20 protein-coding genes and 1 other annotated feature are annotated in these 25,963 nt (G+C 48.6%); all 20 genes read right to left on the reverse strand.

From position 1 onward, the window contains the following. Nucleotides 1-10: 10 nt before the first annotated feature. On the reverse strand, nt 11-1,054 hold the full coding sequence (locus BLV22_RS10040; protein WP_091614690.1) for a rod shape-determining protein: 1,044 nt from the start codon (nt 1,052-1,054) through the stop codon (nt 11-13). A 327-nt stretch (nt 1,055-1,381) separates the two neighbouring features. Then, nucleotides 1,382-2,065 (reverse strand): RadC family protein, encoded by a 684-nt coding sequence (radC, locus tag BLV22_RS10045; protein WP_091614693.1) that lies wholly within the window; start codon nt 2,063-2,065, stop codon nt 1,382-1,384. 42 nt (nt 2,066-2,107) lie between these two features. Next, a complete protein-coding gene (locus BLV22_RS10050) occupies nt 2,108-2,863 on the reverse strand; it encodes a prepilin peptidase (RefSeq protein WP_091614696.1) in 756 nt (251 codons plus the stop codon). A 103-nt stretch (nt 2,864-2,966) separates the two neighbouring features. Beyond that, on the reverse strand, nt 2,967-4,259 hold the full coding sequence (locus BLV22_RS10055; RefSeq protein WP_091614698.1) for a bifunctional folylpolyglutamate synthase/dihydrofolate synthase: 1,293 nt from the start codon (nt 4,257-4,259) through the stop codon (nt 2,967-2,969). Nucleotides 4,260-4,316: 57 nt separating this feature from the next. After that, a complete protein-coding gene (locus tag BLV22_RS10060; RefSeq protein ID WP_091614701.1) occupies nt 4,317-6,956 on the reverse strand; it encodes a valine--tRNA ligase in 2,640 nt (879 codons plus the stop codon). A gap of 40 nt (nt 6,957-6,996) precedes the next feature. Continuing rightward, nucleotides 6,997-7,212 (reverse strand) — a binding site (T-box leader). Nucleotides 7,213-7,261: 49 nt separating this feature from the next. Then, complete coding sequence (gene hemL, locus BLV22_RS10065; RefSeq protein WP_091614703.1) at nt 7,262-8,575, reverse strand: glutamate-1-semialdehyde 2,1-aminomutase; 1,314 nt, start codon at nt 8,573-8,575, stop codon at nt 7,262-7,264. A 102-nt stretch (nt 8,576-8,677) separates the two neighbouring features. Then, nucleotides 8,678-9,670: a porphobilinogen synthase gene (gene hemB / locus BLV22_RS10070; protein ID WP_091614706.1), complete on the reverse strand. Its 993-nt coding sequence runs from the start codon at nt 9,668-9,670 to the stop codon at nt 8,678-8,680. A gap of 11 nt (nt 9,671-9,681) precedes the next feature. After that, nucleotides 9,682-10,428 carry a uroporphyrinogen-III synthase gene (locus tag BLV22_RS10075; RefSeq protein ID WP_091614708.1) on the reverse strand — a complete coding sequence of 249 codons (747 nt, stop codon included), beginning with the start codon at nt 10,426-10,428 and terminating at the stop codon, nt 9,682-9,684. After that, nucleotides 10,428-11,363 (reverse strand): hydroxymethylbilane synthase, encoded by a 936-nt coding sequence (gene hemC / locus BLV22_RS10080; RefSeq protein WP_091614709.1) that lies wholly within the window; start codon nt 11,361-11,363, stop codon nt 10,428-10,430. Before hemC ends, BLV22_RS10075 begins: the two co-directional genes overlap by 1 nt. Before the next feature lie 35 nt (nt 11,364-11,398). After that, entirely contained in the window at nt 11,399-12,229 is an 831-nt protein-coding gene (locus BLV22_RS10085) for a cytochrome C assembly family protein (protein WP_091614711.1), read from the reverse strand. 15 nt (nt 12,230-12,244) lie between these two features. Next, a complete protein-coding gene (hemA, locus tag BLV22_RS10090) occupies nt 12,245-13,645 on the reverse strand; it encodes a glutamyl-tRNA reductase (protein WP_091614712.1) in 1,401 nt (466 codons plus the stop codon). 210 nt (nt 13,646-13,855) lie between these two features. Beyond that, nucleotides 13,856-14,437 carry a ribosome biogenesis GTP-binding protein YihA/YsxC gene (gene yihA / locus BLV22_RS10095; protein ID WP_091614714.1) on the reverse strand — a complete coding sequence of 194 codons (582 nt, stop codon included), beginning with the start codon at nt 14,435-14,437 and terminating at the stop codon, nt 13,856-13,858. Next, nucleotides 14,424-16,757 carry an endopeptidase La gene (gene lon / locus BLV22_RS10100; protein ID WP_091614717.1) on the reverse strand — a complete coding sequence of 778 codons (2,334 nt, stop codon included), beginning with the start codon at nt 16,755-16,757 and terminating at the stop codon, nt 14,424-14,426. The genes yihA and lon overlap by 14 nt, the downstream gene beginning before the upstream one ends. A 235-nt stretch (nt 16,758-16,992) precedes the next feature. Next, nucleotides 16,993-18,267 carry an ATP-dependent protease ATP-binding subunit ClpX gene (clpX, locus tag BLV22_RS10105; RefSeq protein WP_022793156.1) on the reverse strand — a complete coding sequence of 425 codons (1,275 nt, stop codon included), beginning with the start codon at nt 18,265-18,267 and terminating at the stop codon, nt 16,993-16,995. A gap of 327 nt (nt 18,268-18,594) precedes the next feature. After that, nucleotides 18,595-19,932: a trigger factor gene (gene tig, locus BLV22_RS10110; RefSeq protein ID WP_091614720.1), complete on the reverse strand. Its 1,338-nt coding sequence runs from the start codon at nt 19,930-19,932 to the stop codon at nt 18,595-18,597. A 145-nt stretch (nt 19,933-20,077) separates the two neighbouring features. Further along, entirely contained in the window at nt 20,078-21,097 is a 1,020-nt protein-coding gene (locus tag BLV22_RS10115) for a tetratricopeptide repeat protein (protein ID WP_091614723.1), read from the reverse strand. A 149-nt stretch (nt 21,098-21,246) separates the two neighbouring features. Continuing rightward, nucleotides 21,247-21,837, reverse strand: a complete 591-nt coding sequence (leuD, locus tag BLV22_RS10120) for a 3-isopropylmalate dehydratase small subunit (protein WP_091614725.1) — start codon at nt 21,835-21,837, stop codon at nt 21,247-21,249. Nucleotides 21,838-21,849: 12 nt separating this feature from the next. Next, complete coding sequence (gene leuC, locus BLV22_RS10125) at nt 21,850-23,265, reverse strand: 3-isopropylmalate dehydratase large subunit (protein WP_091614728.1); 1,416 nt, start codon at nt 23,263-23,265, stop codon at nt 21,850-21,852. 17 nt (nt 23,266-23,282) lie between these two features. Beyond that, nucleotides 23,283-24,371 (reverse strand): 3-isopropylmalate dehydrogenase, encoded by a 1,089-nt coding sequence (gene leuB / locus BLV22_RS10130; protein WP_091614730.1) that lies wholly within the window; start codon nt 24,369-24,371, stop codon nt 23,283-23,285. 37 nt (nt 24,372-24,408) lie between these two features. Continuing rightward, complete coding sequence (locus tag BLV22_RS10135; RefSeq protein ID WP_091614733.1) at nt 24,409-25,962, reverse strand: 2-isopropylmalate synthase; 1,554 nt, start codon at nt 25,960-25,962, stop codon at nt 24,409-24,411. Nucleotide 25,963 lies beyond the last annotated feature (1 nt).

Raw genomic sequence — 25,963 nt, forward strand, 5'->3', positions numbered from 1 at the left:
TAAAGATAGATTAAGCATTCCGGCCTGAGCGGGATGTAATACCTGCTTTCGAGCGGAACAAGTGAATATTTTCTAAAGCGCGTCCTGTACCAAGTGCCACACAATCCAAAGGCTCCTCCGATACTAATACTGGCATGTTCGTTTCTTCGCTGAGAACCCGGTCAATGTGCTGCAGAAGAGCCCCTCCTCCTGTTAACAGGATACCACGGTCCATAATATCTGCTGCTAATTCAGGCGGAGTCTGTTCAAGTGTACTCTTCACCGTATCAATAATAGTGGAGACCGTGTCCTTCAGACATCCTGCAATCTCTTCAGAGGTAATTGTAACTGTTTTTGGAAGCCCGGTCACTACATCTCTTCCGCGAATTTCCATTGTATCATTGTCTTCATTTTCTGCGGGAGCATCAGCAGCGCCAACTTCAAGCTTAATGGCTTCCGCCGTGCGCTCTCCCACCATGACTTTGTACGTTTTTCGGATATAATGAATGATCGCTTCATCCATTTCATCTCCGGCAATGCGGATCGATTGACTCGTAACAATTCCACCAAGAGAAATGATAGCCACTTCTGTCGTGCCGCCCCCGATATCAACGACCATGCTTCCTGTAGGCTCCCACACCGGCAGATCGGCTCCGATCGCTGCTGCAAACGGTTCTTCGATCGTGTAGGCCTCTCTTGCCCCAGCCTGTTTAGTGGCATCCTCCACGGCCCTCTTTTCAACTGCCGTAATACCTGACGGCACGCATACCATTACATTTGGCTTTCTCGAGAATATCGAACGTTTTTTGACCGACTGACCAATAAAATATTCCATCATGGTCGCCGTTGTATCAAAATCAGCAATGACGCCGTCTTTCATTGGACGTATTGCCGTAATATTCCCCGGTGTACGCCCAATCATATTTTTCGCACTGCGGCCTACAGCTTCAATATTTCCCGTGTCTGTCCGCATAGCCACCACCGAGGGTTCACGAAGAATGACCCCTTCTCCTCTGGCGTAAACGAGCGTATTTGCCGTACCTAAATCGATCCCCAGGTCTCTCGTTCCAAACATCTAAGTATATCTCCTCTCGTCTTGCAAAATGCACGGTCGTCCTTTTCAGCAGGTATTGTTCATTAGATCGTCTAATGATTTATTATGTCGGATAATGCATTTTCCGGTACCATTTGTATTCCCATATGTAGCGGGCACGTTCAGCGGTCCCTGGATGAATGATATCATCTTCAGGTTTTCCATCCCTCTGACGCTCTCCCGTTATTATGCATTAAAGTACAACTGTTCCTGCTTGCACTATTTTTTATTATACTGAAAAATATTTGAAAAACATAGGGTCAATGCACCTGTTTTTTTAGGATAGGCTTATTTTCGCATCTTTCTGTTTTACATAAATCCCTGCTCCTTCATGCTCTCAAAGCACTGATCGCCAACAATTACATGATCGAGCAGTTCGATGCCGAGCAGCCGGCCGCATTCTGCCACCCGTTTAGTCACCTGAATATCCTCGCTGCTCGGAGCCGGATCGCCGGATGGGTGATTATGAAGGCAGATAATTGACGCTGCGGATCGCCGCAGCGCTTCTTTGAATAGTTCCCTTGGGTGTACAATACTTGAATTCAGACTGCCGATAAATAACGTCTGCTTATGAATAATTTGATTTTTAGTATTCAGACACAATACTACAAAATGCTCCTGCTGTAAAAATCTCAAGTCCTCCATCATGTATTCCGCTGCGTCTTCGGGTGAACGCACCACGTATCTGTCGGGGTACGAATAGCGAAAGATGCGCTTTCCCAATTCAAGCGCTGCCTGCAGCTCCAGAGCTTTTGTTTTTCCGATGCCCGGAATTTCCATCAGCTCTTCCCTGGTGGCTTCTTTCAGTAATGGCAGAGCATCGAAACGCTCCATCACCTGCGCAGCCAGATCCAGCACCGGGGCCTGCTTTGTACCTGTGCGAAGAAGTACTGCCAGCAGTTCCTGCTCCGTCAGTGACTCCGCTCCTTTTTGTTCCATTTTCTCGCGGGGCCGGAACAGCTCTGTCCCGGCGGAGGATGCAGTCGTTTTCATCAGTAATCGTCTCCTTTATGTGTGGGGGTTTGAAGCGGGGAATTATAAAAAAGCCAGATACCATTTCAGGCATGCTTCTCCGGCAAATAAAGTAAATAAGCTGCCGGCCGCAATGGCAGGGGCAAACGGGAACGGCATTCCTTTTTTGAAAATACCAAATGGATATAGAAGAAAAATAATGATAGAAGCGGTAAACACAGCAGCTATAAAATTGAGGGCAAGAAGGGACGGACCAAAGAAAAAACCAAGAACAGTAAATATTTTCAGATCGCCGCCACCCATTCCTCCCCTTGTGACCAGAATAATGGCTGATAAAAGAAAAAAGCCGGCGAGTGCACCTATGAAGCTTTCGCTCCAGGCAGGTTCTTCCAACCAGAAAAATTTTAAAAGCACCGCTCCAAGAAAAAACAGAAGCGAGACCCTGTCCGGGATGATCATGGCTGTAATATCGCTGATGGTAATAATGAAAAGGTAGGAAATAAGAAGTAAAGCTGCAGCGAATCCTGCAGTTGGTCCGAAGCGGACATAAGCGAGGAAAAACAAGACACCACCGGCGCCTTCCATAAGAGGATAAATCGCAGAAATACGGTTTTTACAGAAGCGGCATTTACCGCCCAGAGACAGATACGAACAGCAGGGGATTAAATCTCTTTTTTTGATCGGCTGGATACATACCGGGCAGTGCGATGGAGGCGACCACACGGATCCGCCGGCAGCCAGGCGCATGCCTGCGGCATTACAGAAGGAACTCACTATCATCCCTGCCGCTGTAAAATACACAGCGAGCAATATGTTCATTACAACACCTCTTCCATTTTTTTCTTATTATAGCATGGTTTTCCGTTCATCAGCTCAAAAATATAATAAAAAGCAGAAGCCGCGGCTTCTGCTTCTCGCTTTCTTATTGACTCCACTCCTGCGTCAACTGGGAAATGAAATACAGGGAGCCGGCAAAGACGATCACGTCTTCCTGATCCCGGGCTGTATTTGCTTTTTCCCACGCCTCCTGCCAGCTTGCTGCTTTTTGAACATCTGCTGTATTCGCTTCAGCAATATCCTCCGGCGCTGCTGCCTCCGGAAAATCAAACGGTACCGCCGTGATGGATTTTACCTCCAGGCCGTCCAGCTGATCGAGCACCGGTGCCTGTAATTTGTCCGTTTTCATTCCGACAATAAAATGAAAATGGCCGTTTGGATAATGCTTGGCCAATGCTTCCTTGAGACTTTTCATTCCTTCTTCATTATGAGCACCGTCAAAAAGGACATGCTCCTCGCCAGGCGCTTTTTCAAGCCTCCCCGGCCAGACTGCTTTTTTCAGACCGGCACGGATATGCTCATCTTCTGCGGGCAGCGCGTAATACATTTTCAGGTAACGTGTTGTGATTACTGCAGCTGCCGCATTCTCCACCTGATGCTCCCCGAGCATGGAGACTTCGAGATCTTCCATGTCTCCAAGAAGGGAATAAAAGGAAAAACGAGTTCCTGACTCCGACGGTTCAAGACGGCGAACGTGAAACTGATTGCCAAGCTGGTAAAATTTCGAGCGCTGGTAATCGGCAGCTTCCTCAAAAATGCCGGCAAGCTCTTCATTCTGCTCACATGTCACTACGGGCACCCCGCCTTTAATAATGCCGGCTTTTTCCCGGGCTACTTCTTCGAGCGTATCCCCGAGGATCCCCTGATGATCGTGCCCAATGTTTGTGATAATGCTCACCATAGGGTGTATGGCGTTTGTAGCGTCCAGACGGCCGCCAAGGCCAACCTCCCATATCACTACGTCCGGAAACGTTTTTCTGGCAAAATACATTGCCGCAATGACGGTAATCACTTCAAACTCTGTCGGTGATCCAAACGGCGTGCGGGCAATGCTTTCCACTACTGGACGAAGAACGGCAGCCAGCTCCAGAAAATCCTCCTCGCTGATCGGTTCGCCGTCTGTCGCAATACGCTCACGGAAATGGTGGATATACGGTGATGTGAACGACCCGCAAACAATGCCTGCTTCTGTCATAATATTTCTCGTAAACGCCGTGGTGGATCCTTTGCCGTTCGTTCCGCCGATATGAATGCCTTTCAGCCGGCGTTCCGGGTTGCCGACAGCTTCAAGCATCATATTCATCCGGTCAAGTCCCGGGCGGATGCCAAACGTTTCGAGTGAGTGGACCCATGCTTCTGCTTCCTTGTATGTGTGCAAAGTAGACCTCCCTTTAAACAGCCATGCAGCAGGCCCCTCGCCGGGGGCGTCTGCTGCTTAGCTTTTTTGCAGTTCTTCCATTCTGGCTGTTACTTTTTCTCTTTTTTGTTCGTAATCCTTCTGCTTTTCTTTTTCTTCCTCAACGACGTGCGCGGGAGCTTTGCTGACAAACCCTTCGTTGTTCAGCTTTTTCGTGACCCGCTCCACTTCTTTATCGAGCTTGTCTTTTTCCCGCTGCAGCCGTTCTATTTCTTCGTCCACATTAATCAGGCCTTCAAGCGGAAGGAAGATTTCCGCGCCGCTCAAGACGTGGGATATGGATTTTTCCGGAGCTTCCAGCGCTGTATCGATAGTCAGCGTATCCGGATTTCCAAACCGTACAATATAGTCCTGCCCCCGTTCGAGTCGTTCCGAGGCCTGGCTGTTGGACGGCTTCAGGCTCATCGGTACCTCTTTGCTCGGTGGAACGTTCATTTCCGCCCGCGTATTCCGGACCGAACGAATAACCTCCTGAATTAATTCCATATCGCGCACCGCTTCCTCGTCAAACAGCTGCGAATCCGCTGTCGGCCAGGAAGCACTCATGATCGACGTTCCTTCGTGAGGAAGGTGCTGCCAGATTTCCTCCGTGATAAACGGCATCATCGGGTGAAGCATGCGCATCGTCTGGTCAAACACATGAACAAGCACAGACTGGGCCATGTGTTTTGGCTGTTCATCTTCCCCGTACAGCGGCAGCTTGGCCATTTCGATGTACCAGTCACAAAGGTCATCCCAAATAAAGTTATAAAGTGTCCTTCCGGCTTCTCCGAACTCGTATTTCTCCATCAGCTGGGTGGCATTCTGCTTTGTTTCCTGCAGACGGTGCAAAATCCAGCGGTCTGCAATCGTTTTTGTGCCTTCGAGCTCGATATCTTCTGCCGTTATCCCTTCCACATTCATCAGCGTAAACCGGGCAGCGTTCCAAATTTTATTGCCGAAATTCCAGTTGGCCTCTACCTTTTCCCACTGAAAACGAATATCATTGCCCGGTGTTGTACCTGTAGCGAGCAGAAAACGCAGAGCATCCGCACCGTACTGGTCGATGACATCCATCGGGTCCACCCCGTTACCGAGGGATTTACTCATTTTCCGCCCTTCACTGTCACGTACCAGGCCGTGAATGAGTACATCCTCAAACGGCCGTTCGCCGGTAAACTCCAGGCCCTGAAAAATCATTCGCGACACCCAGAAGAAAATGATATCGTAGCCGGTCACGAGCGCACTGGTCGGGTAGTAGCGCGCATAGTCCGCGCTTTCTTCCGGCCACCCCATAGTGGAAAACGGCCACAAGGCCGAGCTGAACCACGTATCAAGCACGTCCTCGTCCTGTTTCCACTCCTCCGGGTTTTCCGGTGCCGTACGTCCTACATAAATTTCGCCTGTTTCTTTATGATACCAGGCCGGGATACGGTGCCCCCACCACAGCTGGCGGGAAATACACCAGTCCCGGATGTTTTCCATCCACTGCAGATACGTCTTTTCAAAGCGTTCCGGAACAAAGGTAACTTTTTCTTCCTTCTTCTGAAGCTCTACCGCCTGTTCTGCAAGTGGCCCCATGTTTACAAACCACTGCGTGGAAAGATACGGCTCGACTACCGCGCCGCTCCGTTCCGAATGACCAACAGAGTGCATATGTTCTTCGATATCAAACAGAATGTCCTCTGCCTGCAGGTCCTTTGTCAGCTGCCGGCGGCAGGCAAAACGGTCCATGCCTTCGTAGATGCCTGCATTTTCATTCATACTGCCGTCCTCATTCATCACAAGCACGCGCGGCAGTTCATGACGGTTGCCCATTTCAAAGTCATTGGGATCATGAGCAGGCGTAATTTTCACTGCTCCTGAACCAAAATCCATGTCCACATAGCCGTCTGCGATAATCGGAATTTCTCTTCCGATTATCGGAAGCACGGCCGTTTTCCCGATAAGATGCTTATAGCGTCCGTCCTCCGGATGTACCGCTACTGCCGTGTCCCCGAGCATCGTTTCCGGCCGGGTCGTCGCTACTTCGATCGAGGTATTTTCGCCTTTAACCGGGTAGCGCATATGGTAAAAGTGACCCTGCACTTCTTTGTACTCCACCTCGATATCCGAAAGCGCCGTCTGCGTTTCCGGATCCCAGTTGATAATGTATTCCCCCCGGTAGATAAGCTCCCTTTCGTACAACGAAACAAAGACTTCCCTCACTGCTTCCGACAGGCCTTCATCAAGCGTAAAACGCTCCCTCGAATAATCGAGCGACAGTCCAAGCTTGGCCCACTGGCTGCGAATGAAATCTGCATATTCCTCTTTCCATCCCCACGTTTTTTCCAGGAACGCTTCCCGTCCAAGCTCGTAGCGGCTCGTGCCTTCTTCCTTCAGCTGCGCCTCGACCTTGGACTGGGTAGCAATGCCGGCATGATCCATGCCGGGCAGCCATAAGGTGTCATAGCCCTGCATGCGTTTCATGCGGATTAAAATATCCTGAAGCGTCGTATCCCACGCATGGCCCAGGTGAAGCCGGCCAGTCACGTTCGGCGGCGGAATAACAATTGTATAAGGTGTACCGTCTGTCTGTCCTGCTTCAAACTGCCCGGTCTCCTTCCAGAAGTCATACCAGCGGTTCTCTGTTTCTTTCGGATCGTACTTTTTCGCCATTTCCGTTTCTTGTTTTCCCATACAAATCCCCTTTCTTCTCATAAAAAAACTCTTCATCCCAAGTAAGGACGAAGAGTTTTCGCGGTACCACCTTAATACCTGCCGCAAAGCAGGCACTTTCCCATAACGGCGGTTACCGTCTTTTCTTACTGTATACGTTCAGAAAAGAAGCTCGAGGGCGACTTTCCGCACGGGTCGTTAAAGAATCTCTCAGCCCTGGATCCTTTTTTCTGTACAACGGACCTCCGTGCGTACTCCTCCCTGTTTCTGCTTTTATTATTAATATTGATTTAGTGTCTTTATTTTACGAAACGAGGACGCATGCGTCAACTATCTTCCCCGTGTTCTTTATTTGCAGCAAGGCTTGCAAAGACGCGGTCAGCCGCCTCAATCGTCTTATCGATATCTTCTTCGCTGTGCTCTGTCGATAAAAACAGGCCTTCGAACTGCGAAGGCGGAAGTGAAATGCCTTCTGCCATCATTCCACGGAAATAACGCGCAAACATTCCCAGATCAGATTTCTTCGCAGAAGCAAAATCCACCACAGGTTCATCGGTAAAGAAAAGGCCGATCATCGCCCCCGCACGGTTGATTTGATGGGGGATGCCATGCTTAGAAGCCGCACGGTTCAGCCCTTCTTCAAGATGAGCTGCCCGGGCACGGAACGTTTCATAGCTGCTTTCGTCCACCTGCCTGAGTGTTTCAAGTCCGGCTGTCATCGCCAGCGGATTGCCGGAAAGTGTTCCTGCCTGATAGATAGGCCCATCCGGGGCAATCTGCTGCATGATATCGGCACGGCCGCCGTAGGCTCCCACCGGAAGTCCACCGCCGATCACCTTTCCAAGACACGTGAGATCCGGAGTCACTCCGTAGTGGCCCTGAGCGCTGTTATAGTCCACCCGGAAGCCGCTCATGACTTCATCAAAAATCAGCAGACTGCCGTACTGGTTCGTAATGTCACGGACGCCTTCCAAAAATCCTTCACCCGGAGTGACAACACCCATGTTCCCGGTAACAGGCTCAAGGATGACCCCGGCGATTTCATCTCCGTATTCATCGAATGCCTTCTGCAGGCTGTCGAGATCGTTGTACGGAACGGTAAGCGTGTTCTGGGCGATCGAACCAGGAACGCCCGGACTGTCCGGCAGACCAAGAGTGGCAACGCCGGAGCCGGCTCGAATGAGAAGAGAGTCTCCGTGGCCGTGATAGCAGCCCTCCATTTTTACGATTTTGTCCCGGCCGGTAAACCCGCGGGCGAGACGCAGCGCACTCATTGTCGCTTCCGTGCCGGAGTTCACCATCCGGACGACTTCAATGGAAGGCACCCGGTCCACGACAAGCTCTGCCAGACCGGCTTCTGTTACGTGCGAAGCGCCGAAGCTCGTGCCTTTTTCAGCCACAATTTTTAAACTGTCGACAACATGATCATTTGCGTGCCCGAGAAGAAGCGGCCCCCAGGACATTACATAATCAATGTATTCATTGCCGTCGATATCTTTAATGCGGGACCCTTTGCCTTCGTCCATATAAACGGCCGGATGACCGACAGATTCATATGTCCGTACGGGACTGCTGACACCGCCCGGCATTACTTTTTTTGCTCGTTCATGTGCATGTATTGAATTATGATACGATTTCATGTCATACCTCCTGGATACTTAAAAGTTATCTTTTTTGCTATTCCCGTCCTTAGTATAACGAAAACAAGCCCTGGACTGAATACCTTCCAGAGCTTGTTTCTATCATTTATTGTTTTCCTGCATATAACGGACAGCATCTTTGGCGAAATACGTCACAATCAGATCAGCTCCGGCACGTTTCATGCTTGTGAGCTTTTCCATGACAATATCCTTTTCGTTCACCCATCCGTTCTGGGCGGCGGCTTTAATCATCGCATATTCCCCGGAAACGTTATACGCTACCACTGGATAACCGGTCCGCTCTTTCACTTCTCTTACAATATCGAGATAAGCAAGGGCCGGCTTCACAATGAGAAAATCAGCTCCTTCTTCAACATCAGTTTCCGCTTCTTTTAACGCTTCAAGCCGGTTCGGAGGGTCCATCTGATAGGTTTTCCGGTCCCCAAACGAAGGTGTGCTGTGAGCCGCGTCACGGAACGGCCCGTAAAAGGCACTGGCATATTTAACTGTGTAGGACATCAGCGGCACCGTGACGTGCCCTGCTCTATCGAGCCCTTCCCGAATAGCCGCTGTAAAGCCGTCCATCATGTTCGACGGCGCAATAATGTCTGCCCCGGCTTCCGCCTGGGAGACTGCGGTTTCTGTTAGATTTCTCAGCGACTCATCGTTATCCACGTAGCCGTTATGAATAACCCCGCAGTGTCCGTGGTCTGTGTACTGGCACAGACAGGTATCTGCAATCACTGTTAAAGCCGGATGATTTTCTTTAATCTGCCGGATCGCCCGCTGGACAATTCCGTCTTTCAGAAAAGCCGGCGTTCCTTCGGCGTCTTTTTCCTCCTCGTGAGGCACGCCAAACACGATGACGCTCGGAATACCGAGGGATTCCAATTCGTCCATTTCCGTATCCAAATAATCCAGCGAAACGTGATAGACCCCCGGCATGGACGGTACTTCTTTGCGCACATTTTCCCCTTCGACGACAAAAATAGGATAAATCAAATCGTTGGGTCTTAGTTCATTTTCTCTGACCATTGCTCGTATACCAGGCGTTGTCCGCAATCTGCGGTGCCGGCGGAAATGTAAATCAGCCAATGTTAAGCCTCCTAAATAATTTCCTTGGTTTTTTCTATCATTCCTTCCACGGAATGAATCTCTGCTTCGTAAACATACTTGAATCCGCTCTCGCGGGCAGCGCGTCCAGTCGAAGGGCCGATGGCCACTACGGGAACAGCCAAAAGCTCCTGCCGGTAAGCTCCTGCAAGCCGATACAATGCATCTACAGAGGAAGGGCTTGCTGCCATCAGGACATCAACTTCCCGGTGCTTTAAGGTCGTCTGCAGAACAGACTCATTTTTTTCTTCCGGTACCGTCGTATACAAATGCCATACCCATACGCTTAGACCCTGGGCTGTAAGCGACCGGTACAAGGTGTCAGCCGCCTGGGCGCTTTGAGGAAGAAGCACATTTTCCCGCCGGCCGATTACCCGTCCGGCTGATTCAGCTAACGAAACGGCTTTATATTGTTCTGGCATCAGTTCTACCTGAAAGCCTTCCTGTTCGAGCGCTTGTTTGGTCTTTGGCCCAACAGCAGCAGTTTTTAATCCGGAAGGAACACCCAGACCATACCTTTTTTGCCATTCCGCCAGATAATAGACGGTATTCACGCTGGTTACCAGCATCCAGTCTATCTCACCGCTCTGCCACCACTCCGCCATTGCTTTTTCTCTGCCCAGTACCGGTACGGTTGTAATAACCGGCACCGCTTTGACACAACAGCCTGCAGACTGAAGACCCCGCACCAGACTTGCGTTCTGGCCGGCTCCTCTTGTCACCAGTACTGTTGCTGTCACTACTCTTCCCCCATCTCTTCCCGGGCCTGTTCCAGAATTTCTTTGCCGCCTCGTCCAAGCAGGGCGTGCGCGGCCTTTCTGCCCATTTCTTCCGGATTGTCACCCGTGAGCTTTTCTTTTAGTATTTTGCGTCCATCCGTAGAGCCGATCATTGCGGTTAATTGCACATTACCCTGTTTATTAAGCGTGGCGTATCCGCCGATTGGCACTGCACATCCTCCCTCTACGGCTTTCAGGAAGGCCCGCTCCGCAGCTACACATACTGCTACCGGCTCATCGTGAAGGTGCTGAATGATCTTTAATATATCTTCGTCCCCGCTGCGGCACTCAATACCAAGTGCTCCCTGACCTACAGCTGGTACACACATATTGGGCTCGAGAAATTCCGTGACAATTTCATCGCTCCAGCCCATGCGCTCCAGGCCGGCGGCGGCTAAAATAATAGCATCAAAGCTTTCCTCTCGCAGTTTCCGAAGCCGGGTTTCAATATTGCCCCGAATCCACTGGACGTTTAAATCCGGGCGCTCTGCTTTAATTTGGGATGTGCGCCGCAGACTGCTCGTACCAACCACTGCTCCAAGCGGCAGATTATGAAATTTTACATGATCGTTTGCAATATAAGCATCCCGAGGGTCCACCCGGTTTGTGACAGCGCCGACTTCGAAGCCTTCTGCCATCTCTCCCGGAAGATCCTTCATGCTGTGCACAGCTATATCAATTTCGCCGTCTGCAAGTGCTTGTTCAATTTCCTTTACAAACAGGCCCTTTCCGCCAACTTTAGATAGTGTTCGATCCAGAACACGGTCACCTTTTGTAGAGATTTTTTTCACTTCAAAACGATAAGGCAGGTCCAGCTTTTCAAGCTCCTGCTGCACCCACTCCGTTTGTTTTAATGCCAGATTGCTTTTTCTAGTGCCCAGGGTAATTGTGCGCATGCGTCTAGCCATTCCTTTCTAAGCGTTCATAATTGTTATAAGTACCATATATGAAACTGACTCAAATCACTGGAAATAAAATAGTTAATGAGTAAAACGACAAAGCAGGCAACGTTTAAAAGCGCCATCCGGTACCCGCGCCAGTGATGAACGGCCAGCAAATATATATACGTACTGTAAAAGCTAAGCAGAATGATCGAACCGATGACTTTTGCGTCCTGCCACGGGAGAGAGTCGTACCATCTGCCTGCCCAGAGAAAACCAAACACCAGCCCCACGAATAAAAGAGGCACTCCAATCACAGTAGTCGTGCCTGCCAGCTTCTCCATTTTCGGCAGGTTTTCCATTCTGATTAACCGTTTCCCCCACTGCTTTCTTTTTAAAAGCTGATGCTGCAGCACATACATCGCGGAGAATACAAATGCCAGTGTAAACGAAGCATAAGAAAGCAGAATAAAAATAATATGCACGACGAGTGTCTCAGACAAGAGCAGCGTCTCAAGCTCGTTTGGGATATCGCCGTTAAACGAAAAAGAGCTGAACGTCATCAGCAGAAATCCGATCACATTTAAAAAGAAAACCAGTACATCCATTCGAAAAAACCAGTTCACTATAAGTGAAATGGTCACAAGCGACCACGCATAGAAATACATGCCTTCAAAAGGCGTGATTACTGGTGCACGATCATACATAAATATTCTAAGTACTAAAAAGGCCGTCTGCGAAGTCCAGACAATAGAAAGCAACCAGAAGGCGAGTCGGTTCACCTTCCGGTTGGTTTGAGAAAAATCAACGAAGTAGCAAAGGACGCTCAGGCCGTATAGTACAATCGTTACGATATAAATAATTCCTTCGGCTGCAACCATCCTGACGCCCCTCTCTTAGGAACGAACAGCGACATCTGTCGCATAAGCATATGGAAGACGGAACCCGCGCGATTCTCTGGAGGCATTCCATTCCTCCTCCGCTTCTTCCTTGCGTATCTGGCGCTCCTCTGCTGCTCTGGCTTCTTCTACTTCCTCTTCAAGAGCAAAGATTTCAGTAAACAGCTGCAGCATTTCTTCTGCATCGTTGTTATCAGCCATTTCTTTAGCTTTAGTTATCGGATCTTTAATCATTTGATTGATGATGCTTTTCGTGTGCTTACGCAGCACTTTCTTTTCGCGCTCGGTAAGCTCCGGCAGCTTCCGTTCCACACTGTCCATGGTATCTGCCTGAATAGCCAGAGCTTTTGTCCGAAGAGCTGAAATTACCGGTACAACTCCAAGGGTATGAACCCAGTCCTTGAAGTCCGAGACTTCGGCATGGATCATTCTATCCATCAGTGCTGCAGCTTTTTTGCGTTCTTCCATGTTGGAATTCACAATATCCTGCAGGTCATCAATGTCATACAAAAAAACGTTATCGAGCTGATTCAATGCCGGATCCAAATCTCTTGGAACCGCAATATCAACCATAAACAGCGGTTTGCCTTTGCGTTTTTTATTGGCAGAAGCCACCTGCTCTTTACTCAGCACATATGCATCCGAACCGGTGGAAGAAATTAAAACATCTGCCTGTGCAAGCGCATCAGTCAGTTCTTCCATTGGTTTTGCTTTCCCGTTAAACTGCGTGGCGATCTGTTCTGCTTTTTCATACGTCCGGTTAAACACCGTCACTTCAGCAGCACCGCCGGAGTGAAGATGTTTGGCTGTCAATTCACTCATTTTTCCGGCACCCAAAACAAGCACCCGCTTGTTTTTGAACGAACCGACCACTTTTTTACCAAGTTCAACAGCTGCATAGCTGACTGATACAGGGTTGTCGTTAATTTCTGTTTCGTGATGGGCCCGTTTGGAATACGTGACTGCACGTTTAAACAGTTCATTAAATATCGTGCCGGTCGTTTCATTTTCATGGGCTGTAGCAAGGGCATTTTTCACCTGCCCCAGTATTTGCGTTTCACCAATTACCATGGAATCAAGACCGCTTGCGACCTGAAACAAATGCTGCACCGCTGCATCGTTTTCGCGTATATTTAAAAATGGGCCAAAATCTTCCTGTGGCATTTCGAACCAGCGGCCCAGAAATTTTTTCACAAAGTGTCTTCCTGTATGCAGCTGGTCGACGACTGCATACACCTCTGTCCGGTTACAAGTAGATACGATGACGCATTCCAGGATACTTTTCATGTCACGAAGCTCCTGCAGTGCCTGAGGAAGCGTGTCCTCTTGAAAAGCCAATCGTTCCCTCGTTTCAACTGGAGTTGTTTTATAGTCTAATCCAGCGACAATAATATGCATGTTCGTATCTTCACCCCCTGCGTCATCAATACCATGTTTAATGCAACCACCAAATGTTTAACTCTCTTTATACGTTCCACTCTTCACACAACCCATTGTATCACACAACTATTTATCTTTTGACATCAATTTGTGAACAAGGGCTGACAGTTTTTCTGCTGTATCTGTCTTTTACTCACCGTTCCAATGTAAATCTTCCACATATCATTTTCAAATAAACTGCTCAATGGCACGCCATGCTTCATCTTTGCCCTGTGCGGTTTCTGCAGAAAACACGACCGTCTGGTCCTCCGGCTTCAGCTTAAGCGTTTCTTTAACACGTTTTAAATGGCGTGGGCGTTTATTTTTTGTGATTTTGTCTGCCTTTGTTGCAATAATAACAACCGGCAGCTCATGAAATTTCAAATAATCGTACATGGCAATATCGTCTTTTGTCGGTTCGTGGCGAAAATCAATAATCATAAAAGCAGCCTTCAGTACGTCTCTGCTTTTGAGATACTCCTCCATCATTTCGCCCCAGGCAGCCCGTTCGCTTTTCGATACTTTCGCATAGCCATAGCCGGGGACGTCTACAAACAAAAAGCGGTCTTCGATATTATAAAAGTTGAGTGTACGTGTTTTGCCGGGCTTTGAAGAGGTACGGGCCAGGTTTTTTCTCGCTAACAGGGAATTAATGAACGAAGACTTCCCAACGTTGGACCTCCCGGCCAGAGCTATTTCCGGGAGCCCCCCTTCCGGGTACTGCTTAGGGCTGACCGCACTTATAACCAGCTCCGATTTATGAACTTTCATTTTTCTCCTCCAATGCTTCTTTTAACACTTCATCGAGATGCTTCACCGTGATAAATGTAATATCTTTTTTGATGCTCTCCGGTATATCTTCCAAATCCTTTTCATTATCGGCCGGGATTAGGATCGTCGTCAGACCGGCCCTGTGGGCGCTCATTGATTTTTCTTTCAGTCCGCCGATCGGAAGGACTCTTCCGCGCAGAGTAATTTCGCCGGTCATCCCTACTTCCTTTTTCACTTTCCGACCGGACAATGCAGACACCAGGGCTGTTGCAATCGTAATACCGGCGGAAGGACCGTCCTTTGGAGTGGCCCCTTCCGGAACGTGAATATGAATGTCCCATTTTTCCTGAAAATCCGGGTCGACGCCCCATTCATCCGCTTTGGAGCGAATATAACTGAATGCTGCCTGCGCGGATTCCTTCATGACGTCGCCGAGCTTTCCGGTTAACTGCAGCTGCCCGTTTCCTTTTGCGAGAGATACTTCAATAGATAAAGTCGTTCCGCCGGCAGCCGTATAGGCAAGACCGGTAGCTGCTCCCACCTGGTCTTCCTCTTCTGCACGTCCGTAGCGGTACCGCGGACGTCCAAGCAGTTCTTCGATTTTCGCCGGTGTTACTACTACTTTTTTATTTTCCCCCATGACGATCAGCTTTGCTGCTTTCCTGCACACCGCTGCAATTTCTCTCTCGAGTCCACGGACTCCTGCTTCTCTCGTATACTCGCGTATCAGCTTTAAAAGAGACCCCTGCCGGAACTGGATGCTTCCTTTGGTTAAGCCGTTTTCTTTGATCTGTTTTGCCACCAGGTGGTTTTTGGCAATTCCTTCTTTTTCAAGTTCAGTGTAACCGGCAATGCGGATAACCTCCATCCGGTCGAGCAGCGGCTCAGGGATGGTGTTCATATTGTTCGCCGTGGTAATAAACATCGTTTTGGAAAGATCATAGGGCTCTTCCACATAATGATCTTCAAATGTATTATTTTGTTCCGGATCAAGCACTTCAAGCATTGCTGAAGATGGGTCTCCCCGGAAATCACTGGCCATTTTGTCGATTTCGTCAAGCAGAAATACCGGATTAACGGTTCCGGCTTTTTTCATTCCCTGAATAATACGTCCAGGCATAGCACCGACATAGGTTTTGCGATGGCCGCGGATTTCTGCTTCGTCCCGGATACCTCCAAGACTCATTCTGGTGAAATTACGGTCGAGCGATCGCGCAATAGAACGCGCCAGAGACGTTTTCCCAACGCCTGGCGGCCCAGTCAGACATAAAATCGGGCCTTTCACTGATTCTGTCAGCTGCTGCACGGCTAGGTGCTCAAGTACCCGGTCCTTCACCTTTTCGAGCCCGTAATGATCTTCATCGAGAATCCGCTGGGCACGCTTAATATCGAGCTGGTCTTCTGTTTCCTCATACCACGGTATATCGACAAGCCATTCAATATATGTCCGGATAACGGAAGTCTCTGCAGAAGCTCCTGGCATCTTTTCATAGCGGCGGAGCTCCCGCTCAGCCTTTTCCTGAACCTGTTCCGGCATTTTTGCCTGCTGTATTTTTTCTCTGAGTTCATCCGCTTCGCTTTCTTTTCCATCAGTCTCTCCGAGTTCTTTTTGGATCGCCCGCATTTGTTCGCGAAGGTAATATTCCCGTTGCGTTTTTTCCATCGATTTTTTCACACGCTGCCCGATCTGATTTTCAAGGCCCAATACTTCCTGTTCTTTCTGCAGTATATCGATAATTTTGCGCAGACGCTCCGAAGCAGTGAACTGTTCGAGCAGCTCCTGCTTCTCTGCCACTTTTAACGGCAGATGAGAGCTGATCATATCAGCAAGCCGGTCAGCCCCCGCAATATCCTGCACCGATTGTATCGTTTCACTGGAAATACGCTTAGAAGCAGTAGCATACTGTTCAAAAGCTTCCAGTGCCTTTCTCATTAATGCCTGTTCCTCAGCAGAGTCCGCGTGCTCTTCCGTAGGCAGTACTTCCATTTCCACTTCGAAAAAAGAATCCTTATCGATAAATTCTTTTATCTCTGCGCGCTCCAGGCCTTCCACAAGTACACGGATGGTTCCGTTTGGAAGCTTCAGCATCTGCTTGATTTTTGCCACTGTACCAACATGGTATACATCAGCTTCTCCCGGATTATCTATTGATAAATCTTTCTGCGTCACGAGCAGAATCCGGCTGTCCTTAGCATTCGCCTGCTCCAGGGCTTCCACGGATTTATCTCTTCCCACATCCAAATGAAGCACCATCGACGGAAACACAAGCAGCCCGCGAAGCGGCAGCATCGGTATGGAGATCGTCGTTGTATTTGGCATTCGCTAACACCTCTATTGTCAAATTATGTTCGTTTACTGTTATGCAGTGATGCGGTTGTTACGTACTAAAGGTATACTATTTATTTTATCCTATTTATAAAATTACTGTCTATGAAACATTACTCATTGACAGGAAGTTATCTATAAATGCTATGTATAAATAATCAGAACCCCCGCACCATACGGATGCGGGGGTTTCTGTATAAGGTCCCTTTTCATTCAGGCGAAAAACCGTTTATGCACTTTCTTTTGGTTTGTACTGTTTTAACGTTACTTCTTTGCCATCTTTTGTTTTCAGAAGAGGCGACCCGTCACTATCTACGCTTTCTGCTGTAATAGTGCAGGAAACAATTTCTTCTTTAGAAGGCAGATCATACATTACATCAAGCATGATGCCCTCGATGATGGAACGCAGCCCACGTGCTCCGGTCTTCCGTTCAATTGCTTTTCGCGAAATTGCACGCAGCGCGTCTTCGGTGAATTCGAGCTCGACTTCATCCATTTCGAGCAGCTTCTGATACTGCTTGACGAGCGCGTTTTTCGGCTGGGTCAGGATCTCAATCAATGCTTCCTCATCTAATTGCGACAAGCTGGAAATAACAGGGATACGGCCGATAAATTCAGGAATCAGACCATAGCGCAGCAGGTCTTCCGGAAGAATCCGGCTCATGTATTCATCGTGGCCCATTTCAGCATTTTCAGATTCTGCTCCAAAACCGATAATTTTACGTCCAAGGCGTTCTTTTACAATCTGTTCGATGCCATCAAACGCACCGCCGCAAATGAACAGCACATTGCTCGTATCAATCTGGATAAATTCCTGATGAGGATGCTTTCTGCCTCCCTGCGGAGGAACACTGGCTGTTGTTCCTTCCAGAATTTTCAGAAGCGCCTGCTGAACACCTTCCCCGGATACGTCGCGGGTGATGGAAGGATTTTCTGATTTACGGGCTACTTTATCGATTTCATCGATGTAAATGATCCCTTTTTCTGCTTTTTCTGTATCATAATCAGCTGCCTGAATCAGCTTCAGCAGAATGTTTTCCACGTCTTCACCCACATACCCTGCTTCCGTTAGAGAAGTTGCGTCTGCGATCGCAAACGGAACGTTCAAAATACGGGCCAGCGTCTGAGCTAAGAGCGTTTTCCCGCTACCTGTCGGGCCTAAGAGCGCTATATTACTTTTAGCCAGTTCCACGTCGTCGGTTTTCTTTGTGGAATTCACACGCTTATAGTGGTTATAGACAGCTACAGAAAGCGATTTTTTCGCTCTTTCCTGGCCGATAACATAATCATCGAGTGTTTCATTGATTTCGTATGGCTTCGGAATTTCTTCGAATTCCACTTCTTCTTCTGAGCCTAATTCTTCTTCCACGATCTCCGTGCACAGTTCGATACATTCGTCACAAATGTATACACCGGGCCCGGCGACCAGTTTACGAACCTGATCCTGAGTTTTTCCACAGAAGGAACATTTCAATTGTCCTTTTTCTTCATTGAATTTAATCAACTGGTTCACCCCTCACCTAAATATGAAACATTTAAAGCAGCGTAATGTATACAATCAATCCGTCTGATTAAGCCCTTCGATGACTTTTCTCAACGCGGCATATTCTCTGCTCTGCCTAAACACAAATATTAATTCTTCGTTTACTATATAGGAAGTTTTTAAATAACACAATTATTGCGCTTGAGTTGAATTGTATCATACTTTCCTATGGAAATCGAAACAATACCTCTTAGTCTGGGCAGCCGGAACATGCTGATTTTTGACCTTTTCAGGCGGAAAAATCCTGAAGGCATACCTCACCCTCAGGATTTTTTCAGCATTTCTGCCTTATTCGTTTTCTGCTTCTTCAGCTTCCGGCTTTTCTTTCTTCGGTACAGTTTTGCTGTGCTCAACCAGATAGTCAATAGCACGCTGCAGACGAAGATCCTGCTTCAGCATATCCACGCCGCCCTGCATTTCGATAAGGCTGCGGATTTCTTCTTTATCGCGCTGGTACATATCAGCCATTTTTTGAAGTTCGTTTTCCACGTCTTCTTCACTTGCTTCGAGGTTTTCCTGCTCAGCTACAGCTTCAAGAGTCAGGTTCATGCGGACGCGTTTTTCAGCTTCCGGCTGGAACTGCTCTTTCATGCCTTCTTCGTCTGTACCAGTAACCTGCTGGTACATTTCAAGAGTCATTCCCTGGGACTGAAGGCGCTGGCTGAATTCCTGAAGCATGCGGTCGGATTCTGTGTTGATCATTGCCTGCGGAATCTCCGCAGAAGCTTTCTCCGCTGCTTCTTCAACTACAGCGTCGCGCTCGTGATGTTCTTTTTCATGCTCACGGTCGTGTTCAAGCTGATGGCGTACTGCCTGTTTAAGCTCGTCGAGCGTTTCTGCTTCATGCTCTTCTACGTCCTTCGCGAATTCATCGTCGAGCTCTGGAAGCTCTTTACGCTTGATTTCGTGAAGTTTAACATGAAAGACCGCTTCCTGCCCGGCAAGATTTTCAGCATGGTACTCTTCCGGGAAAGTAACCGTAATATCTTTTTCTGTGCCCGGCTGCATGCCTACAACCTGCTCTTCAAATCCTGGAATGAAGGAATTAGAGCCGATTTCAAGCGAGTGGTTTTCCGCACTGCCGCCTTCAAAAGCTTCTCCATCTACAAAACCTTCGAAGTCGAGCACAGCGGTATCTCCGTCCTGCACTTCACCCTCTTCTACTACGGCAAGGTCTGCATATTTGCTTTGAAGATTTTCAAGCTCCTGGTTTACTTCTTCTTCTGATACAGAGGTATCAAACTCTTCTACTTCGAGTCCTTTAATCTCGCCGAGTTCTACTTCCGGCTTTACGGTTACTGTAGCAGTGAATTTCAGGTCTTTGCCTTTTTCCACTTCTTCTACATCGATTTCCGGGCGGTCCACTGGCTCAATACCCGCTTCATCAACTGCTTCGGCATAAACATCCGGAAGCAGGATGTCCAGGGCGTCCTGGTATAAAGACTCGACTCCAAAACGGCTTTCGAAAAGCTTCCGTGGCACTTTCCCTTTACGAAATCCTGGAATAGATACATCGTTTTTCACTTTATTAAATGCTTGATCCAGAGCTTTGTCAAACCGTTCGGATTCTACATCTACGGTTAAGACTCCCTGGTTTCCTTCTTTCTTTTCCCAACTGGCATTCATTCAAATTCCCTCCAAATAACTAGGTTCTACCGTGTAAACAACTACCCTATTATAACATAACACTAAACCATTTCAATGAATGATTCATTTTCCGCTAAACTTACTCCCACAAGGGATTAAACATCACTTCAAATGGGGGGGCATTTCAGATTTCCTGAATGAACCCCTGGATTCTTTCATATTCCTGCTGCATCGATTTAAAGCTTGGTTCAGCTACTCCATAAAAATCCCTGATACCCTGTTCGTCCGGGAGCGGCTCAAACTGCCGGAACGTCTCAAAATGCAGAACTGCTGCCAGCACTTCAATCTGAACCGAAGGAGGAAAAGGATAGTAATACAATAACAGCTGCTGCAGCAGCTCTTTCGCGTGCTGCAGAAGGACCGGATCTTTGTCACCAAGTGAACGGTCGAGCAGAAACAAGGACTCTTTATACGAGCTGCTCTCTTCCAAAGCCGGAAGCGTTGACGGGGCGAACTCCCCTTTCCTGCCCAGTTTCTGCACCCAGACAGCGTCTTCGATCTGCCAGTCCTTTAAAAGCAGAAGAAGAAAGCTTTTCATTAATGGTGATGTTTCCGGACGGGCCAGCAGCTCCCTTATTGCAGGCATCCATTTTTCCGGCCCTTCTTTCCGAAGCACGTTTAACACATGCAGCTTCTGGTCCTCCGTGCCCATTCGAAGCACCATTTCCCATTCCATCGGAAGCGAAGAACGTCCCTCAAGCGTTGTATCGTATTCTTCCGTTTCCGCTTCCATCTGTATCATGCCGTCGGCCAGGGTATATAACTCCTGAAACTGTTCTCTCAGATGGGCAGGCACTTCTTTTGTATGCTGTACTTCATCCAGTGTTTCAACTACCTGGTCGTACCTGCCAAGCTGTGCTAATACCGGCACGTATACGTGCAGAATTTCGAGAAGGTCACTGGTATTGTCTTTAAGCAGTTCTTCTGCCCATCCGGCTGCTTCCTGCAGCTGTCCTGCTTCCGCATAAGCTAAAAGAAGGCCGTAGGAAGCGTCCGGATTATCGCTCTCGTGAACCAGTGCCTGGCGAAAAACATGAACAGCCTGCTCTTTTTCCCCGGACTTCAGCTGTTCGAGCCCCTGTTTAACCAATTGTCCCGCTGCTCCGGGGAAAGAAACAACCTTCTGATTCAGCCTTTTATCCATCTGAAGCCTCCTTCTTTGCAAATCCGCTATGCCAGTAGATCATAAATTTTTTATATGGGCAGACCAAATAGTATATGTATGTATGAATAACTGCGTTCATTAGAGCTTAATGTAAAAATCAAGACGGCCGCTGTGGGCCGCCTTCCCCGTTAAACTTTGACCCGTTTTTCATAAGCTTCAATATCCTCTTCATATTGGAGCGTAATACTAATTTCATCCCATCCGTTTAACAGCATTTCCTTCCAATACGGATCTATCTCAAATGTTGCCTGAAAATCCGCATCTTTATCAGAGATTTGCTGGTTTTGTAAATCTACTGTCAAGTGGTATTCTTTATCATTCCCATTCTGCATCAGTTCATAAACCTGATCTTCGGGCAGCCGCACTGGCAGTATTCCATTTTTGACGCAGTTATTGTAAAAAATATCTGAATAACTGGGAGCAATAATAACGCGAAACCCGTAATCCTGCAGGGCCCACGGAGCGTGTTCCCTCGACGAGCCTGAACCAAAATTATGATCGGCAATCAAAATTGAGGCATTGGCTGCTGACGGGTAGTTCAGCTCAAAGGAAGGGTCTTCTTCACCATCTGACTTGAAGCGCCAGTCGAAAAATAAAAACTGACCGAACCCGGTACGTTCTACGCGTTTTAAAAACTGCTTCGGAATAATCTGGTCCGTGTCCACGTTTGCCCGTTCAAGTACTGCCGTATTTCCTTCGTGTACTGTGAGTGCTTCCATGCTGCCACCTCCTTATGAAGAAACTGTCTGATCTAATTTTCGTACATCCACAAAGTGTCCATAGATAGCAGCCCCTGCTGCCATAGCCGGGCTGACCAGGTGCGTTCTTGCACCTTTTCCCTGTCTGCCTTCAAAGTTTCTGTTGGACGTGGAGGCACAGCGCTCTCCCTCCGGTACAAAATCAGGGTTCATGCCAAGGCACATGCTGCACCCGGAGTCTCTCCACTCAAATCCAGCTTCTTTAAATACCTGGTCGAGTCCTTCTTCCTCTGCCTGCATTTTCACCTGTTGGGACCCGGGTACCACCATCGCGCGGATACCGTCAGCTACTTTGTTGCCGCGGATAATTTTAGCAGCTTCACGAAGGTCTCCGATACGTGCGTTGGTACAGGAACCAAGAAACACGTGCTGCACATGAATATCTGTAATTTTCGTCCCCGGCTCCAAAGCCATATAATCGAGCGATGTTTTGATCACTTTTTTCTCCGTAGCGCTTTTTCCGTCTTCCGGATAAGGAACCGTACCGTGAATACCTACACCCTGGGACGGGTTGGTTCCCCATGTCACCATCGGTTCGATCTCATCTGCGGGGATCACTACGCGCTCGTCGTATTCGGCTCCTTCATCTGTAGCAAGCTGACGCCACTGTTCCACTTTTTCATCAAATTCTGCGCCCTCCGGTACAAACCGGCGGTCTTTCAAATAATCGAATGTCACCTGGTCCGGGCTGATCAGGCCGGCACGAGCTCCGGCTTCGATAGACATATTACAAATTGTCATCCGCTCTTCCATCGTCAGTCCGCGAATTGCCTCACCGGTGTATTCCAGTACATAACCACTGCCAAAATCAACGCCAAATTTAGCGATGATCGACAAAATAATGTCCTTGGCTGTGACCCCGGTGCCAAGTCTTCCATCCACATGGACCTCCATCGTTTTTGGAGGAGACTGCCAAAGCGTCTGAGTGGCAAGCACATGTTCCACTTCACTTGTACCGATACCAAAGGCCAGGGCCCCAAAAGCGCCGTGCGTTGACGTATGGCTGTCGCCGCACACGATCGTTTTCCCCGGCTGGGTCAGCCCGAGCTCCGGACCGATAATGTGGACAATACCATTGTTCGGGCTGTGAATGTCAGCAAGCTCCACTCCAAATTCTTTGCAGTTGTCAAACAGCGTATCAATCTGCTTTTTGGAAATGGCATCCGTAATAGACTCCCGGTTCAGCGTCGGTACGTTGTGGTCCATCGTCGCAAAGGTCAGATCCGGACGCCTCACCGGGCGCCCGCTCAGCCGAAGGCCTTCAAATGCCTGTGGGGACGTGACTTCGTGGACCATATGAAGATCAACATACATTAAATTCGGTTTGCCCGCTTCGGCACGAACGGCATGTTCGTTCCAAATCTTATCAATGATTGTTCTCGGCTTCATGGAACTTCCTCCTTTTATTATTTTCCTGCCAGCCGTGCAATATGAGTGCATACGGCTTTTGTGACTTCTTCCGTTGAAGCAGCAGATGTTTTATCCCTGCTTAAGTCTGCCGGAAGCAGCCCTTCTGAGAGCACCTGTTCAATAGCTTCCTCCACTACATCTGATTCCCGCTGGAGTCCAAAGGAATATTTCAGCATCATTGCACTCGAAGCAATCGTGGCCAGGGGATTCGCTGTCCCCTGCCCGGCGATGTCAGGAGCCGAGCCATGGACCGGCTCATACAAAGCGGGCTTTTCACTGCCCATGCTCGCAGAAGGCAGCATACCGAGCGATCCTGTCAGCATCGACGCTTCATCGCTTAAAATATCCCCGAACATATTTTCTGTGACGATAACGTCCAGCTTTTTCGGATCGTACATAATCTGCATGGCTGCGTTATCTACGAGCATATGCTCAAGCTCCACATCCGGGTAGTCTTTGGCTGTTTCTTCCGCTGTCTCCCGCCATAGGCGGCTTGATTCAAGAACGTTTGCTTTGTCGACTGATATTACTTTTTGCGTGCGTAAACGGGCAATTTCAAAGGCCTGCTGAACAATTCTACGGATTTCTGATTTTTTATAAACTAATGTGTCCACCGCCGCTTCTTCACCGTCGATAGTCCGGCGCTCTCTCGGCTCCCCAAAATAAAGACCTCCGGTCAATTCCCGGACAATCATTACATCGACTCCGTCGATCACTTCTTCACGCAGGGGTGAACTGTGCAGCAAACTTTTGAAACTGCGGACCGGGCGCAGATTGGCAAACAGTCCTAACTCTTTCCGAATGCGGAGCAGTCCTTTTTCTGGACGCTTCTCTCCCGGAAGGTGGTCCCACGCCGGGCCTCCGACTGCACCGAGCAGAATGGCATCGCTTCTTTTACAAATATCGAGCGTGTGAGCAGGGAGGGGATCATCGTAATCATCCACTGCTCCTCCACCAATATCTGCATATTCAAATGTGAATGAATGGTCAAACGATGCTTCAATCTGCTTCAGTACCTGTGCTGCTGCCTCTACTACTTCCCGTCCGATACCGTCACCGGGCAGGATCGCAATCTTTTTTTCCATTTCGATCTCTCCCTTGTCCGCTGCTTCAGTAATTATTTTATGGCGTGGATATATTTGCTACTTTAGGCTGGTTTTCTGCACGACGCTGGTTTAATACACGGTTTACGGCGTTAATATACGCTTTTGCGGAAGCTTCCAGCACATCGTTATCTGTCCCACGTCCACTGGATTCCGTGTCGTCAAATGCCATCCGGACAAATACTTCTGCCAGCGCGTCCCGGCCGCCGGTAGTGGACTGGATACGGTAATCATGGAGCGTAAAGCCTTCACCTACAATTTTTTCAAGCGTGTTGTAAAGGGCCTCTACACTGCCTGAACCAGTACCTGCTTGTTCGATACGCTCTCCTGCCTGATCGAGCAACGTAACCGTCGCTGTCGGGATATTTGAGGTGCCGTACGTCACCTGCAGTGTCTCAAGAGAATAATATTTCATTGCATCGCCGGCTTTTTCATCGGCCATTAAAGCAAAAATATCCTCATTGGTAATTTCTTTTTTCTTATCTGCAAGCTCTTTGAATGATTTAAATACTTTCTTAATCTCTTCTTCGGTCGCATTATAGCCGAGAGAAATAATCTTTTCTTTAAAAGCATGACGCCCGGAAAGTTTGCCGAGTACCATCCGGTTGGCTTCCACACCGACGAGCTCCGGCGTAATAATTTCATACGTGGATGTTTCTTTCAGCACGCCGTCCTGATGAATCCCGGATTCATGGGCAAATGCGTTGTCGCCGACGACGGCCTTATTGTTTGGAACCTGCATCCCCATCAGTGAACTGACAAGGCTGCTTGTCCGTTTAATTTCGTTCAGCGTAATATTGGTGGATTTTCCGTAAAAATCATTCCGGATATGAAGAGCTACAGCAATTTCTTCCAACGAAGCATTGCCGGCACGTTCCCCGACAGCATTAATCGTACATTCCACCTGCTCTGCTCCGCCTTCTACAGCTGCCAGCGAATTAGCAGTCGCCATGCCGAGATCGTCATGACAATGCGCAGATAGTACAGCTTTATCTGCGTTCGGCACTTCGTTTTTTATATAGCGGAACATGCTGCGAATCTCCTCCGGCATAATAAATCCGACCGTGTCCGGCAGGTTTACTACGTCTGCTCCGGCATCAATGACTGCTTCGACAACTTCCGCCAGGAACGGAAGCTCTGTCCGGCAGGCATCCTCTGCAGAAAACTGGACTTTGGCAAAACGCTCTTTTGCATAGCGTACCGCATTAACTGCTGTCTCAATCACCTGTTCCTGGGTCATGTGGAGCTTATGCTCGCGATGGATGGGGGATGTAGCCAAAAATACGTGGATCCTTGGCTCTGCCCCTCCTTTTAACGCTTCCCAGCAGGCATCGATATCAGAAGTCAGTGCCCGGGACAACCCGGTTACTGAACTGTTTTTGACAGTATCCGCAATTTCCTTCACAGAACGAAGATCGCCTTTAGAAGCGGCTGGAAATCCCGCTTCAATAATATCAACACCCAGACGTTCGAGCTGTTTCGCAATTTGAAGCTTTTCTTCAAAGTTCAGGTTGACGCCCGGCGTCTGCTCTCCATCTCGAAGCGTCGTATCGAAAACGTTAATGTTTTTCACA

Origin of the sequence: Marinococcus luteus, assembly GCF_900106595.1 — a bacterium.
Classification (GTDB): Bacteria; Bacillota; Bacilli; order Bacillales; family Marinococcaceae; genus Marinococcus; species Marinococcus luteus.

What these genes read in the sequence shown, in the direction of transcription:
- BLV22_RS10115 (WP_091614723.1), bottom strand. Translation starts at nt 21,097, where the DNA reads ATGGATAAAAGGCTGAATCAGAAGGTTGTTTCTTTCCCCGGAGCAGCG.
- BLV22_RS10085 (WP_091614711.1), bottom strand. Translation starts at nt 12,229, where the DNA reads ATGGTTGCAGCCGAAGGAATTATTTATATCGTAACGATTGTACTATAC.
- leuC (WP_091614728.1), bottom strand. Translation starts at nt 23,265, where the DNA reads ATGAAGCCGAGAACAATCATTGATAAGATTTGGAACGAACATGCCGTT.
- leuB (WP_091614730.1), bottom strand. Translation starts at nt 24,371, where the DNA reads ATGGAAAAAAAGATTGCGATCCTGCCCGGTGACGGTATCGGACGGGAA.
- yihA (WP_091614714.1), bottom strand. Translation starts at nt 14,437, where the DNA reads ATGAAAGTTCATAAATCGGAGCTGGTTATAAGTGCGGTCAGCCCTAAG.
- hemA (WP_091614712.1), bottom strand. Translation starts at nt 13,645, where the DNA reads ATGCATATTATTGTCGCTGGATTAGACTATAAAACAACTCCAGTTGAA.
- BLV22_RS10040 (WP_091614690.1), bottom strand. Translation starts at nt 1,054, where the DNA reads ATGTTTGGAACGAGAGACCTGGGGATCGATTTAGGTACGGCAAATACG.
- leuD (WP_091614725.1), bottom strand. Translation starts at nt 21,837, where the DNA reads ATGGAAGCACTCACAGTACACGAAGGAAATACGGCAGTACTTGAACGG.
- hemC (WP_091614709.1), bottom strand. Translation starts at nt 11,363, where the DNA reads ATGCGCACAATTACCCTGGGCACTAGAAAAAGCAATCTGGCATTAAAA.
- radC (WP_091614693.1), bottom strand. Translation starts at nt 2,065, where the DNA reads ATGAAAACGACTGCATCCTCCGCCGGGACAGAGCTGTTCCGGCCCCGC.
- hemL (WP_091614703.1), bottom strand. Translation starts at nt 8,575, where the DNA reads ATGAAATCGTATCATAATTCAATACATGCACATGAACGAGCAAAAAAA.
- lon (WP_091614717.1), bottom strand. Translation starts at nt 16,757, where the DNA reads ATGCCAAATACAACGACGATCTCCATACCGATGCTGCCGCTTCGCGGG.
- BLV22_RS10050 (WP_091614696.1), bottom strand. Translation starts at nt 2,863, where the DNA reads ATGAACATATTGCTCGCTGTGTATTTTACAGCGGCAGGGATGATAGTG.
- tig (WP_091614720.1), bottom strand. Translation starts at nt 19,932, where the DNA reads ATGAATGCCAGTTGGGAAAAGAAAGAAGGAAACCAGGGAGTCTTAACC.
- BLV22_RS10060 (WP_091614701.1), bottom strand. Translation starts at nt 6,956, where the DNA reads ATGGGAAAACAAGAAACGGAAATGGCGAAAAAGTACGATCCGAAAGAA.